11 protein-coding genes are annotated in these 14101 nt (G+C 70.7%); 1 reads left to right on the forward strand and 10 read right to left on the reverse strand.

The features are described 5' to 3' along the window. The 8 genes from ACFULQ_RS36720 to ACFULQ_RS36755 all read right to left on the reverse strand — a co-directional run. Positions 1-1332, reverse strand: a 1332-nt coding sequence (locus tag ACFULQ_RS36720; RefSeq protein WP_383552499.1) for a ThuA domain-containing protein, incomplete at its 3' end; no start/stop codon positions are given. Between the two features lie 14 nt (positions 1333-1346). Next, complete coding sequence (locus ACFULQ_RS36725) at positions 1347-3854, reverse strand: PQQ-dependent sugar dehydrogenase (RefSeq protein ID WP_383552564.1); 2508 nt, start codon at positions 3852-3854, stop codon at positions 1347-1349. Positions 3855-3938: 84 nt separating this feature from the next. Next, on the reverse strand, positions 3939-4943 hold the full coding sequence (locus tag ACFULQ_RS36730) for a sugar phosphate isomerase/epimerase family protein (protein ID WP_383552502.1): 1005 nt from the start codon (positions 4941-4943) through the stop codon (positions 3939-3941). A gap of 15 nt (positions 4944-4958) precedes the next feature. Then, the gene (locus tag ACFULQ_RS36735) at positions 4959-6158 is read right to left on the reverse strand and encodes a Gfo/Idh/MocA family protein (protein WP_383552505.1); all 1200 of its coding nucleotides are present in this window, start codon (positions 6156-6158) and stop codon (positions 4959-4961) included. 158 nt (positions 6159-6316) lie between these two features. After that, complete coding sequence (locus ACFULQ_RS36740) at positions 6317-7357, reverse strand: substrate-binding domain-containing protein (RefSeq protein WP_383552508.1); 1041 nt, start codon at positions 7355-7357, stop codon at positions 6317-6319. Between the two features lie 17 nt (positions 7358-7374). Further along, positions 7375-8394, reverse strand: coding sequence for an ABC transporter permease (locus tag ACFULQ_RS36745; protein WP_383552511.1), 1020 nt, complete (start codon positions 8392-8394; stop codon positions 7375-7377). After that, the gene (locus tag ACFULQ_RS36750) at positions 8391-9911 is read right to left on the reverse strand and encodes a sugar ABC transporter ATP-binding protein (RefSeq protein ID WP_383552513.1); all 1521 of its coding nucleotides are present in this window, start codon (positions 9909-9911) and stop codon (positions 8391-8393) included. The genes ACFULQ_RS36745 and ACFULQ_RS36750 overlap by 4 nt, the downstream gene beginning before the upstream one ends. A gap of 172 nt (positions 9912-10083) precedes the next feature. Beyond that, positions 10084-11265 (reverse strand): ROK family transcriptional regulator, encoded by a 1182-nt coding sequence (locus ACFULQ_RS36755; protein WP_383552516.1) that lies wholly within the window; start codon positions 11263-11265, stop codon positions 10084-10086. 232 nt (positions 11266-11497) lie between these two features. Here ACFULQ_RS36755 and ACFULQ_RS36760 point away from each other — a divergent pair, with 232 nt between their 5' ends. Further along, a complete protein-coding gene (locus ACFULQ_RS36760; protein ID WP_383552519.1) occupies positions 11498-12328 on the forward strand; it encodes an NAD(P)H-binding protein in 831 nt (276 codons plus the stop codon). Between the two features lie 28 nt (positions 12329-12356). On the opposite strand, the gene ACFULQ_RS36765 is transcribed toward ACFULQ_RS36760, so the two are convergent. Both ACFULQ_RS36765 and ACFULQ_RS36770 read right to left on the reverse strand, forming a co-directional pair. Then, positions 12357-13034, reverse strand: a complete 678-nt coding sequence (locus ACFULQ_RS36765) for a GntR family transcriptional regulator (RefSeq protein WP_383552522.1) — start codon at positions 13032-13034, stop codon at positions 12357-12359. A 124-nt stretch (positions 13035-13158) separates the two neighbouring features. Continuing rightward, positions 13159-14097 (reverse strand): beta-ketoacyl-ACP synthase III, encoded by a 939-nt coding sequence (locus tag ACFULQ_RS36770; RefSeq protein WP_383552525.1) that lies wholly within the window; start codon positions 14095-14097, stop codon positions 13159-13161. Positions 14098-14101 lie beyond the last annotated feature (4 nt).

Raw genomic sequence — 14101 nt, forward strand, 5'->3', positions numbered from 1 at the left:
GGCGGGCAGTTCCTTGATCCGGATGTCGCGGAAGGACACCCGGTCGTCGGCTCCGTGGTTCTGGATGCCGATGTGCCCGTCACGCAGGCTGCGGGCCGGATCGGTGTTGGTGAAGTCGTTGATCTGCACGCCGTTGAGCCAGACGCGGAGGCGTTCGCCCTCCACCCGGATCTCGTACGTGTTCCACTCCCCCGGCGGGTTCAGCGCACGGTCGCGCTTCTTCAGGTCGGCGGAGCGGAAGCCGTAGACGGATCCGGTCGTCTTCTCCGGTACGTCGGTGGCGTCGATCTGGATCTCGTAGCCGTGGTCCACCGCGGACCACGGGTCGTCGGAGGGCGGGAAGCCCACGAACACACCGGAGTTGTCGTCCCCCGAGGCGCCGGCCATCCTCCAGTCGAGCTTCAGGGAGTACGACGCGAGGTCCTGGCCGGGGTACCAGAGCATCCCCATCCCGCCGGCCGACGTGAGCGTGCCGTCGTCGGAGCGGGTGAAGGAGCCCGGGCCCGCCTGCTTCCAGTCGGCCAGCGACTCGGCCGTGCCGTCGAAGAGGGGCCGGTATCCGTTCTCCGGTCGGCAGTCGGCCTGGGCGTCGCCGATCGCATACCGGATCCCGCCCAGCAGGTGTCCGCGGAATACGGGATCCGCGTACGACTCCTTCGTGTGGCCGAAGCCGGTGTAGAAGGCGCGGCCGCCCTGGTAGCCCTGGCACCAGGCGATCGGATGGTCGCCGTTCATCGTGCCGCCGGTGTACGACGACTCGTCGAGGGAGGCCAGGACGTGGACGCGCTCGCGGGGGTTGGAGCGGTAGTTGTACCACTCGTCGGTCCGGTTCCACGTCGGCGGCAGGTCCGAGGTGGAGGGGTGGGCGCGGTCCTCGGCGACCACCGTGGCCGGCTGGATCGCCGGGTGGGACTGGAAGTAGGCGCCCGCGAGGCCGCCGTAGAACGCCCAGTCGTACTCGGTGTCGGCGGCCGCGTGGATGCCGACATATCCGCCGCCGCCCCGGATGTAGCCCTCGAAGGCCCGCTGCTGGGCGGGGTCGAGGACGTCTCCGGTGGTGGAGAGGAACACGACCGCGTCGTAGCGCCGCAGGTTGCGCGCGGTGAAGGCGCTCGCGTCCTCCGTGGCGTCGACCGTGAAGCCGTTGCTGGCGCCCAAGTCCTTTACCGCGGCGACTCCTTCGGGGATGGAGTCGTGGCGGAATCCGGCCGTCTTGGAGAAGACCAGGACGCGCTTGTCGTCGTCGCTGTGGGAGGCGGCGGGCTGCGAGACGCACCCGAGGAGCAGGGCGGTACCCACAACAGCCGTCGTCCATCGTCCAGTTGTGTTCATGCGAGCTCCTCCTGTCAACCGGTCGTGAAGGTGAAGTCGTCCACGTCGAACAGGGCGCCGGTGCCGGTCCCCTTGAAGACCAGGTAGAGCGTGGTGGTGCCCCTGGGTGCGCGGGACAGGTCGGCGGTGACGTCCTGGAAGGTCTCCCAGCCGCCGGTCACCGGAACGGTCGCCTGGCCGAGCAGGGTGCCGGTCGCGGACCCCGCGCGGATCTCGAGCGTGCCGCCGGAGCCGCCGGAAGAGACGCGCGCCGAGAGGGACTTGGCGTTGCTCAGCACGTACGGCGTGAAGGCGATCCAGTCGCCGTTGTTGATGTCGCCGACCGTGTTGCCGCCGTGGGCCGCGGACTTGGCGATGACGGAGACGCCCGAGCCGGTGCCGAAGTGCTCGGCCTGGCGGTGCCGGGGTTGCAGGACGCTCTGGTCGTGGGTGGTGAGCGGGGCCTGGCCGCCGCCACCGTTGTCGGTGTACTCGGCGTCCATCACGCCGAAGATGTTCGCGTCCTCGTCGTGGCCGCCGTCGGCGCTCGTCTGGATGGTGCCGGTGCAGCCGTTGGCGGAGGTGACGGGGTGGCCGTGGCTGTCGTGGCCGAGGACGAAGGTGACCTTGACCTTGGCACAGTCGATGGTCCTGCCGTCCTCGGGGTCGCTCACGCTCACCTTGAAGGGGATCGCGTCGCCGAAGCTGAACAGCTGCCCGTCACGTGGGAGTTCAAGGGTGACCTGGGGCGCGGTGTTGCCGACGACGATCTGCACGCTCGCGCTGCCGGTGCGGTCCGAGGGGTCCTTCGCGGTGAGGGTCGCGGTGTAGGTGCCGTTCCTCCTGTACGTGTGCGTCGGGTTCGCCCCCGTCGAGGAGGTGCCGTCGCCGAAGTCCCAGCTGTACGTGAGGGCGTCGCCGTCCTGGTCGCTGGTGCCCGCCGAGGAGAACCGCACCCTCAGCGGCGCCTGTCCCGACGTACGGTCGGCCGACGCCTGGGCGACCGGTGAGTGGCGGCCGGTGACGTTCTCGATGCGGTACAGGGCGGAGTTCTCGTCGCCGCCGAACCAGGCGAGGCCGTAGTCGAGGACGTACAGGGCGCCGTCCGGGCCGAAGGCCATGTCCATCACCTGGGTGCCGGTCCACGGGATGTCGTTGATGGACTCGACGGTGCCGTTCGCGTCGCTGGAGATCCGCTTGATCCAGCGGCGGCCGAACTCGCCGGCGAAGAAGTCGCCGTCGTAGGCCTCGGGGAATTTCACGGGCGAGTCGAGCGCGGGGTCGTAGTGGTAGACCGGGCCGCCCATGGGGGATTCGGAGCCGGTGCCGAACTCCGGTACGGAGCCGCCGTCGTAGGGGATCCAGGCGGCCTTGGCCGGGGGGAGGTCGGTGAGGCCGGTGTTGTGCGGGGAGTCGTTCTTCGGGGCGGCGCAGTCGAAGGCGGCGCCCGAGGTGCCGGTGGCGAAGTCGTAGTCGACGTAGGCATCGTTGTCGCCGGTGCAGTACGGCCATCCGAAGTTGCCGGGAGCGGTCACGCGGGCGAACTCGACCTGGCCTGCGGGGCCTCGGGCCGGGTCGGCGGCGCCGGCGTCGGGGCCGTAGTCGCCGACGTAGAGGATGCCGGTGGCCTTGTCGACGCTGAAGCGGAACGGGTTGCGGAAGCCCATGGCGTAGATCTCGGGCCGGGTCCTGTCGGTGCCGGGTGCGAAGAGGTTGCCGTCGGGGACGGTGTAGGAGCCGTCGGCGTGGACCGTGATGCGCAGGATCTTGCCGCGCAGGTCGTTGGTGTTGCCTGCGGTGCGCTGGGCGTCGAAGGCCGGGTTGCGGTTCGCGCGTTCGTCGATGGGGGTGAAGCCGTCGGACTGGAAGGGGTTGGAGTCGTCGCCCGTCGACAGGTAGAGGTTGCCGGCCGCGTCGAAGTCGATGTCGCCGCCGACGTGGCAGCAGATGCCGCGGGTGGCGGGGACGTCGAGGATCTTCTTCTCGCTCGCGGTGTCGAGGGTGCCGTCCGAGCTGAGGACGAACCGGGAGAGCCGGTTGACGCCGTCGAAGGGGGCGAAGTCGGCGGCGGTGCCGGTTTCGGGGGCGTCGCCGGCCGGGGTGTCCAACGGGGGTGCGTAGTAGAGGTAGATGAAGCGGTTGGTGGTGAACTGCGGGTCCACGCCGACGCCTTGGAGGCCCTCTTCGTCGTGGGAGTAGACGTCAAGTTTCCCGGCGAGGCGGGTGGTGCCGGCCGCGTCGGTGATGCGGAGTTCGCCGTCGCGCGAGGTGTGCAGGACCGAGCGGTCCGGGAGGACGGCGAGCGACATGGGTTCGCCGACCTCCGGCTCGCCCTTGGCGAGGGTGACCTGCTGGAAGTCCTCGGCGGCGGCCGGGGCGGCCGCGGGCTCGGCGGCAGCTGCGCCGGCTTGGGGGGCGACGAGGGTGAGGGAGCTACCGGCCAGCAGGAGGCCGGTGAGCAGGGCCGCCGCTCTGCGCCAGGGGGCGCGGCGTCTGTGGGTCTCGATTCTGTCGGTACGGGTGGTGGGGTCTTTCCCGTGCACGGGTGCCTCCGGAGTGGGGCCGGTCGTACGGGCGGGTGCGGGTACGCCGGGATGCGCCGTCATCCCGGAACTGGGCGGTACGGGTTACTCGTTGCCGCCGAAGGCGGCGTCGAAGGAGGCCGACGGCGGCTCGAAGTCGTAGCGCTTGAGGCTCTTGAGCGCCTCGGGGGCGCCCTGGAGCCGGTCCATGCCGGCGTCCTCCCACTCGACCGAGACCGGACCCTGATAGCCGATCGAGCGCAGCATGCGGAAGACGTCCTCCCAGGGCACGTCGCCGTGGCCCGCGGAGACGAAGTCCCAGCCGCGCCGCGGATCACCCCAGGGCAGGTGCGAGCCCAGCCGGCCGTTACGCCCGTCCAGACGGGTGCGGGCCTCCTTGCAGTCGACGTGGTAGATCCGCTCGCGGAAGTCGTACAGGAACCCGACCGGGTCCAGGTCCTGCCACACGAAGTGCGAGGGATCGAAGTTCAGCCCGAACGCCGCACGGTGACCCACCGCCTCCAGCGCGCGCTGGGTGGTCCAGTAGTCGTAGGCGATCTCACTGGGGTGGACCTCGTGCGCGAACCGCACACCCTCCGCATCGAAGACGTCCAGGATCGGGTTCCAGCGCTCGGCGAAGTCCTGATACCCGCGCTCGATCATCGCCTCCGGCGCGGGCGGGAACATCGCCACCAGATGCCAGATCGCCGAGCCGGTGAACCCGATGACGGTGTCGACACCGAACGCGGCCGCGGCCCGCGCGGTGTCCTTGATCCGCTCCGCCGCCCGCTGCCGCACCCCCTCCGCGTCCCCGTCGCCCCACACCTCACGCGGCAGGATCCCCTGATGGCGCTCGTCGATGATCGCGTCACAGACCGCCTGCCCGACCAGGTGGTTGGAGACCGCCCAGCACTTCAGGCCGTACTTCTCCAGCAGTTGATGCCGCGACGTCACATAGGAAGGGTCGGCCAGTGCCTTGTCGACCTCGAAGTGGTCGCCCCAGCAGGCGAGTTCGAGTCCGTCGTAACCGAAATCGCGGGCGAGGCGGCACACCTCTTCGAGCGGCAGGTCGGCCCACTGGCCGGTGAACAGCGTGAACGGGCGGGACATGTCTGAAAACCCTCCTCAGACGGCTACGGGGGTGTACACGGAGTTCTTCTCTGCGCTCTCCTCCACCGCGGCGAGCACCCGCTGAACCTGGAGCCCGTCGGCGAAGGAAGGCTCCGGGCGACGACCCTCGGCAATCGCGCGCACGAGATCACGGGCCTGGTGGACGAAGGTGTGCTCGTAGCCCAGGCCATGACCCGGCGGCCACCATGCCTCCAGGTAGGGATGGTCGGGCTCGGTGACGAGGATGCGGCGGAAGCCGGCGTGGGTGCCCGGTTCGGTGCCGTCGTGGTAGGCGAGTTCGTTGAGCCGCTCCAGGTCGAAGGCCAACGAGCCGCGTTCGCCGTTGAGTTCGATGCGCAGGGAGTTCTTGCGCCCGGTGGCGTAGCGGGTGGCCTCGAAGGAGGCGAGGGCACCGGAGGTGAAGCGGCCGGTGAACAGGGCGGCGTCGTCGACGGTGACCTGTCCGGTACCGGTGGCGGTCTCGGCGGCGAGGCCTTTGACGGCTCCGGCCAGCGGGCGTTCCCGTACGAAGGTCTCGGTCAGTGCGGACACTCCGGCGAGCGGCTCTCCTGCCAGGTGCTGGGCGAGGTCGATGATGTGGGCGCCCAGGTCGCCGAGCGAGCCGGAGCCGGCCTTCTCCCTGCGCAGCCGCCAGGTCAGCGGGGCGGCCGGGTCCACGAGCCAGTCCTGGAGGTACGTCACCCGCACATGCCGTAGCGTGCCGAGCCGTCCTTCGGCCACCATGCGGCGGGCCAGCGCGGTGGCGGGCACCCGGCGGTAGTTGAACCCGACCATCGCCAACTGGCCGCGCTCATACGCCTCTTCGGCCGCGCGGGTCATCGCCTGGGCCTCTTCGACGGTGTTGGCGAGGGGTTTCTCGCACAGCACGTGCTTGCCCGCGGCGAGCGCGGCGACGGCGATCTCGGCGTGGCTGTCGCCGGGGGTGCAGATGTCGACGAGGTCGACGTCGTCCCGCTCGATCAGGGCCCGCCAGTCGGTCTCGGCCGCCGCCCAGCCGTGCCGGTCAGCGGCCCGGCGCACGGCGTCGGCGTCCCGGCCGCAGATCGCCGCGAGCACCGGGCGGCGGGGCAGGTCGAAGACGCGTCCGGCGGTCCGCCAGCCCTGGGAATGGGCGGCGCCCATGAAGGCGTAGCCGACCATGCCGACCCGCAGAGGCGGCACCTCGGCCTCTTCTGACTGCTGCGGCTGTGCCATGCGCGATGTCCTCCTCGTCGTCGTGGCGCGGTGGGGGGTGCAGCCCGGTCCGTCGACGAACCGGGCTCCTGGGGTCTGTCCCGGCGACCGGACCGGCCGCGGCGGACCGCTGCCCGCCGCCGATCCGGCCGCCGGGACCGACCCTGGGTCGGGACGCCTCACTTGAAGCCGGTGGACATGTACTGGTCGACGTTGGTCTTGTCGACGACGGCCGAGTAGAGGGTGAGCGAGGCCGGGATCTCGAACTCGGCGAGGCCGCTCACCCCCTTGGCCTGGCCGAGGGCGCGGGCGAGGTCGATCGCGGAGGCGGCCATGGTCGGCGGGTAGAGGACGGTGGCCTTGAGAACGCCGTTGTCCTGCTTGATGGCGTCCATCGCGGACTTGGCGCCGGCGCCGCCGACCATGAGGAAGTCGTCGCGTCCTGCCTGGTCGATGGCGCGCAGTGCGCCCACGCCCTGGTCGTCGTCGTGGTTCCACAGCGCGTCGAAGCTGGACTGGGCCTGGAGCAGCTGGGCCATCTTGGCCTGACCGGACTCCACGGTGAACTCGGCTGCCTGGCGGGCCACTTTGCGGATGTTGGGGTAGTTCTTCAGGGCGTCGTCGAAGCCCTGGGTGCGCTGCTTGGTGAGCTCCAGGTTGTCCAGGCCGGCCAGCTCGATGACCTTGGCGTTGGACTTGCCCTTGAGTTTCTCGCCGATGTAGTGGCCGGCGTTGAGGCCCATGCCGTAGTTGTCGCCGCCGATCCAACAGCGGTACGCCTGCGGGGTGTTGAAGATCCGGTCCAGGTTGACCACCGGTATGCCGGCGCGCATGGCCTTGAGGCCGACCTGGGTGAGGGCCTTGCCGTCGGCGGGCAGGATCACCAGGACGTCGACCTTCTTGTTGATGAGGGTCTCGATCTGGCCGATCTGCTGGGCGGTGTCGTTGGAGCCCTCGGTGATCTCCAGGGTGACGTCCGAGTACTTCTTCGCCCGGTTCTTGGCGTTGTCGTTGATCGCGTTGAGCCAGCCGTGGTCGGCCTGCGGTCCCGCGAAGCCGATGGTGACGGCCTTGCCGGGCGAGTCGGCGGCGGCCGGCTGGTCGTTCGCGGCCGGCTCGTCATCGCTGGAGTCGTTGCTGGTGCAACCTGCGAGGAGGGCACCGGCCCCGACGGCGGCGGTACCGAAGAGCAGCCCTCTGCGAGTGGGAAGCTGTGGCATGGCGGTGAACCCTTTCCTCAGGTCGTGCTTGCGGTACGGCGCTGGACCAGCACGGCGGCGACGATGATCGCTCCCTTGGCGATCTGCTGGACGTCGCTCTGCAGGTTGTTCAGGGCGAAGATGTTGGTGATGGTGGTGAAGATCAGGACCCCGAGCACGGACCCGGTGATGGTGCCGCGACCCCCGCTGAGCAGGGTGCCTCCGATGATCGCGGCGGCGATGGCGTCGAGCTCGTAGAGGTTGCCGTTGGTGTTCTGACCGGAGCCGGACAGGATGATCAGCAGGAAGGCCGCGATGCCGCAGCACAGCCCGGACAGCAGGTAGAGGTACAGGCGCTGCCGGCGGACGTCGATGCCGGCGAGTCGGGCGGCCTCCGCGTTGCCGCCGACCGCGACGGTGCGCCGGCCGAAGGTGGTGCGGTTCAGCACCAGCCAGCCGATGATCGTCACGACCGCGAAGACGATGACGAGCGGTGGGACGCCGAGGACGTAGGCGTCGCGTTCGCCGAGGTCGAGGACGGAGGGCACGGTGACGATCTGGGTGCGGCCGTCGGTGATCTGCAGGGCGAGTCCGCGCGCCGAGGCGAGCATGGCGAGGGTGGCGATGAAGGGGACCATCCCGCCGTACGCCACGAGCAGTCCGTTGACCAGGCCGCAGCCGACTCCGACGATCACCGCGGTGAAGAGGATGCCCGTGAAGCCGTACTCCTGGGTGGCGACCGTGGTCGCCCACACCGAGGCGAGGGCGACGATGGCGCCGACGGAGAGGTCGATGCCGCCGGAGGTGATGACGAAGGTCATGCCGACGGTGACGACACCGATCACCGAGGCCTGGGTGAGGACGAGTTGGAGGTTGCGGGTGTCGAGGAACTCGTCGGGCTTGGTGATGCCGCCGATCAGGATCAGTACGGCGAGCACGCCGAGGAGGGAGAGGGTGCGGACGTCGGCGCGGGCGAACACCCCTCGCCACGCGGACGGTTCACGCACCGAAGGCACCTTGTCGGCGCTTCCCCTGGGCGGGGACACGGGCTGCGTCATGACGCCGGGCTTCCTTCCATGACGAGGTCGAGTACGCGGTGTTCGTCGAGCTCACGGGCGGGCGCGGTGTGCACGACCCGGCCCTCGCGGAGCACCAGGACGCGGTCGGCGAGGCCGAGCACCTCGGGGACCTCGCTGGAGACCAGCAGCACGCCGAGCCCTTCGTCGGCGAGCCGCCGGACGACCGCGTACAGCTCGGCGCGGGCGCCGACGTCGACGCCCCGGGTGGGTTCGTCGAGGAGCAGGACCCGGCAGCCGCGCAGCAGCCAGCGGGCCAGGACGGCCTTCTGCTGGTTGCCGCCGGACAGGGTGCGGATCGGCACGGCGGGGTTGTCGGGCCGCAGCGACAGTTCACGGGTGGCCGCCCGGGCCGCGCCGAGCTCGGCGCCCCGGTCGATCCAACCGCCGCGCGAGAAGCGGGACATGGAGGAGACGGAGACATTGCGGGTGACCGACTCCAGCATCAGCAGCGCCTGCGCCTTGCGCTCCTCGGGGGCGAGCCCGATCCCGGCACGGACGGCGGCGCGGACACTGCCGGGCTTCAACGCCCTGCCGTCGACCGTGACTTGACCGCCGGTGGGCTTGCGGGCGCCGTAGATCGTCTCCAGGATCTCGGAGCGCCCCGAGCCGACGAGTCCGGCCAGTCCGACGATCTCCCCGGGGTGGACCACGAGGTCGAGGGGCTCGAACTCGCCCTGCCGGGTGAGCCCTCGGACCTCCAGCAGCGGCTTGTCCCGGCTCGCGTCGGCGGTCGGCCGCTCGGGAAACACGTACTCGACGTTGCGGCCCGTCATCAGCGACACGACCTCACGCGTCGGTGTCGACTTGGCGGGCAGTCCGACCGCCACGGCCCGCCCGTCCTTGAGGACGGTCACCCGGTCGCCGATGCGCCGGATCTCCTCCAGGCGGTGGGAGATGTACACGACGGCGACCCCCTCGGCGGTGAGGTCGCCGACGATCCGGAAGAGGTTGTCGACCTCGTCCGGGTCGAGGGCGGCGGACGGCTCGTCCATCACGATCAGCCGTACGTCGTGGGAGAGGGCCCGCGCCATGGACACGATCTGCTGCTGCGCCGCCGACAACTCCCCCACCAGGCGCGCCGGATCGATCTCCGGGTGGCCGAGGCGCTTCAGCAGCCGGGCGGTCGCGGCCCTCGCCTGCTTTCCCCGTACGACGAACCCTGCGGCCGTGGGTTCATGGCCGAGGTGGACGTTCTCGGCCACGGACAGGTGCTCCACCAGGTCGAGTTCCTGGTAGATGGTGGCGATACCGAGGCGCATGGCGGCGATCGGCGAGCGGAGGGTGACCTCCTCGCCACGCCAGCGGATGGTGCCGGTGTCGGGCTGGTGGGCACCGGCCAGGACCTTGATCAGGGTGGACTTCCCGGCCCCGTTCTGGCCGAGCAGACAGTGCACCTCACCGGCCTGGACGTCGAGGTCGACGCCGTCGAGGGCCCGGACTCCGGGGAACGACTTGGTGATGCCGGACATGCTGAGCAGCGGTGGTTCTGGTGCCATGAGGTCCCCTTGGCGGGCGTGCGGGCCGGTTTCAGGGCAGGGCGAAGCAGGGCGCCGTACGGAGATGCCCTGCGGAGGTGCGTACTTGGGCGGGTGCTAACGGGCGCTTGTGCGGGTGGGAACGCGTGCTTCGGTAGGCGGGAACGCGTGCTTGGGCGGGTGGAACGCGTGCTTAGGCGGGTGAGAACAGGTGGTCGCTGATGAGCCGGGCCGCGCCGATGACGCCGGCGGTGGGGCCCAACTCCCCCAGGACGATGGGCAGGTTGCCGGTCGCCAGCGGCAGCGACTGGCGGTAGACCTGGGTGCGGATCGCGGCGAGCAGGGTGTGGCCGAGGCCGGTCACCCCGCCGCCGATCACCACCAGGCCCGGGTTGAAGAAGGAGACCAGTCCGGCGATGACCTGGCCGGTCCGGTTGCCGCCCTCGCGGATCAGGTCGAGCGCGGTGGCGTCACCGGCGGCAGCGGCGACGGCGACGTCGACGGCCGTCAGAGCACCGTTCGCCTCCAGCCGAGCGGCGAGTTCCTCGGACCGGCCCTGCTCGACCGCCTCCACGGCGTCCCGGGCCAGGGCCGCCCCACTGAAGTGGGCCTCCAGACAGCCCCGGTTGCCGCAGGCGCACGGTCGGCCGTCGGGCACGGCCTGGATGTGCCCGATGTCGCCCGCGCTGCCCGTCACCCCGCGGTGGACCTCACCGCCGGCGACGATGCCGCAGCCGATACCGGTGCCGATCTTGACGCAGAGGAAGTCGCCCACGGAGCGTGCCACGCCCGCGTGCATCTCCCCCATCGCCATCAGGTTCACGTCGTTGTCGACCATGACCGGACAGCCGAGTTCCTGACTGAGCGCCTCCCGGACCGGAAAACCGTCCCAGCCCGGCATGATCGGCGGAGCCACCGGCACACCCTCGGGGAAACGCACCGGCCCCGGGACGCCGATGCCGGCGCCGTCGAAACCCTCCGCCAGCCCCGAGGCCCTCAACTTCGCCGCCATCGACAGGACTTGCTCGAAGACCGCGACCGGTCCCTCGCGGACGTCCATGGGCTGGTTGAGGTGGCCCAGGATCTCCAGTTCGGCGTTGGTGACGGCGACGTCGACCGAGGTCGCGCCGATGTCGACACCGAGGAAACGCAGTGCGGGGGCGAGCCGGATGTTGTGGGAGCGGCGGCCACCGCGGGAGGCGGCGAGTCCGTCGGCCACGATCAGGCCCGTCTCCAGCAACCGGTCCACCTCCACGGCCAGCTTGGACCGTGACAGGTCGATCTGGTCGCCCAGCTGGGCGCGGGAGTTGGGACCTCCGTCGCGCAGCAGCTTGAGCAGCTTGGCCTGATGGGCGTTCGCAGGTCGCGCCGTCATGCGTCTCACGAGCCCCTCCCCGCCTCATTCGGCCACCCGGTGGCTTGCTTTCGAGGGGAACGTAGCAGTGGCTTCCCCACCTGGGAAGAAGTCGTGCACAGATTGATGCCGACTTTCTCCACTCACAGGACAAAGACGTGCCGCACTCTGGCGCCCCGGCGCCCGGCCCCGCAGGATGGGCCCCGACGAACGCCCGCCCCCACGGCGAGGGGCTGTGGCGAAGGGGGAGCACATGTTTCTGGTGACGGGCGCGACGGGCAACGTGGGTACCGAGCTCGTGCGCGCGCTGGCCGGGTCCGGCGAGCGGGTGCGGGCGGTCAGCCGTTCCGGACGGATCGAGGGGTTACCGGCGGGCGTGACGGCCGTAGCGGGAGATCTCGACCGGCCGGAGTCCCTGCGGGCCGCGCTCGACGGCGTACGGGGGCTGTTCCTGATGCCCGGCTACGGCGGGCAGCGGCAGGTCCTGGCGGACGCGCGGCACGCGGGGGTGGAGCGGGTGGTCCTGCTGTCGGGACGGTCCGCGGGCACGGGCGACCGGGACAACGCGGTCGCCGGCTACCTGATGGACGCGGAGGACGCGGTGCGCGCGTCGGGGCTGCGCTGGACGGCACTGCGGTGCACGAGTTTCATGTCGAACGCCCTGCGCCTGGCGGACCAGATCGCCAAGGGCGACACGGTCCGGGTGCCGTTCCCCGACGTGTACACCACCGACATCGACCCCTACGACATCGCCCAAGTGGCCCTGCGCGCACTGCTGTCGGACGACTGGGCGGACCGTCCGCTCGAACTCACCGGCCCCGAGGCGCTGTTGCCCGCCGACCGTGTCCGGATCCTCGGTGCGGCCCTGGGCCGGGACCTGCGCGCCGTGGGGCTGACGCCCGAGGAGACCCGCACCGAGATGGAGGCGTCGGGCATGCCGAAGCCGTACATCGACGCCTTCTTCAGCTTCTTCGTCGACGGCACTCTGGACGAGTCGGTGGTGCTGCCCACGGTGGAGCAGGTCACCGGTCGGCCGCCGCGCACGTTCGCCGAGTGGGCCCGGGCGCACGCCGACGCGTTCTAGGTGCTAGGACCGCGACGCGTTCTAGGCACTAGGACCGCTGACGTGCGTGGTACGACGTCCGCGTGTGCTCGGTGTGCTCGCGCATCAGGTCGGTGGCGCGTCGCTGGTCCCGGTCGGCGATCGCGGCGATGAGCTCCCGGTGCTCGATCCAGGACTGCCGGCCGCGCTGCCGGGCGATCGGCGTGTAGTACCACCGCACCCGGCGATCCACCTGCCCCGCCAGCTCGGCGAGGACCGTGTTGCCCGCCAACTCCATGACCTTGGCGTGGAAGCGGGCGTTGAGGCCGACCGCGGCATCCACGTCGTCCGCGGCGACGGCCTTCTCGCCCTCGGCACACAGCGCTTCCAGGGCGGCGACGCCGGCACTGCCCGCGTTCGCGGCGGCGAGACGAGCCGCCTCCGCCTCCAACAGCGTCCGGACGGTGAGGAGTTGGTCCGCCTCCTCGTCCGTCGGCTCATGCACGAACGCCCCCTGGGCAGGCCGTAGATCCACCCACCCCTCGGTGTTCAGCCGCTGCAACGCCTCGCGCACCGGCTGCCGAGACACCCCGAGATGACCCGCCAGCTCACTCTCCACAAGATGCTGACCGGGCTGAAGCGCACGCGTGGTGATCAGTTCCAGCAGCGCCTCGTACACGCGATCCCGCAACGGACCGGGACGTTCGAGTTTCGGTACGGATCCCTGCGGCAGTCCTGTCGACAGCATCGCAGTCCCCCTCCTCGACAGGCGGACATGTCCATTGCGTTTTGTCTACAGTCTACGGCGTTGCAAGGACAGGTAAACCGCGAGTCGCCCTCCTCACATCCCGTATGTCAGGGACGGCGGAATGTCAGGGACAGCGGACGACCTGACCCGCGTACGACAGGTTGCCGCCGAAGCCGAAGAGGAGGACCGGGTCCCCGGTGGAGATCTCGCCCTGCTCGACCAGCTTGGAGAAGGCCATCGGGATGCTCGCCGCCGAGGTGTTGCCGGACTCCGTCACATCGCGGGCGACCACCGCGTTGACGGCGCCGATCTTCTCCGCGAGCGGCTCGATGATCCGCAGGTTGGCCTGGTGCAGGACGACCGCGGCGAGGTCGGCGGGGGTGAGCCCGGCGCGCTCGCAGGCCTGCCGGGCCAGCGCCGGGAGCTTGGTGGTCGCCCAGCGGTAGACGCTCTGCCCCTCCTGGGCAAACCGCGCCGGCTCGCCCTCGATCCGCACGGCGTGCCCCATCTCGGGCACCGAACCCCACAGCACGGGCGAGATACCGGGGACGTCGGCCCCCTCCACGACCGCCGCGCCGGCCCCGTCGCCGACGAGCACACAGGTGGTGCGGTCGCTCCAGTCGGTCACCGCGGACATCTTGTCGGCGCCGATGACCAGCGCCCGGGTCGCCGCACCGGCCCGGACCGTGTGGTCGGCGGTGGCCAGCGCGTGGGTGAAACCGGCGCACACCACGTTGACGTCCATCGCCGCGGGCGAGGGGATGCCGAGCCGGGACGCGACCCGCGCGGCCATGTTCGGGGACCGGTCGACGGCGGTCGAGGTGGCGACCAGGACCAGGTCGATGTCGGCGGGGGCGAGCCCGGCCGAGGCCAGCGCCTTGGCCGCGGCGTGCGCGGCGAGCTCGTCGACCGGCTCGTCGGGACCGGCGATGTGGCGGGTACGGATGCCCACCCGGGACCTGATCCACTCGTCGCTGGTGTCGACCAGAGCCGCCAGGTCCTCGTTGGTGAGCACCTGCGCGGGCTGGTAGTGGCCGACAGCGGCGATCCGCGAGCCGTTCATGGGG

It is taken from the genome of Streptomyces sp. NPDC057253 (genome assembly GCF_042669125.1).
GTDB lineage: Bacteria > Actinomycetota > Actinomycetes > Streptomycetales > Streptomycetaceae > Streptomyces.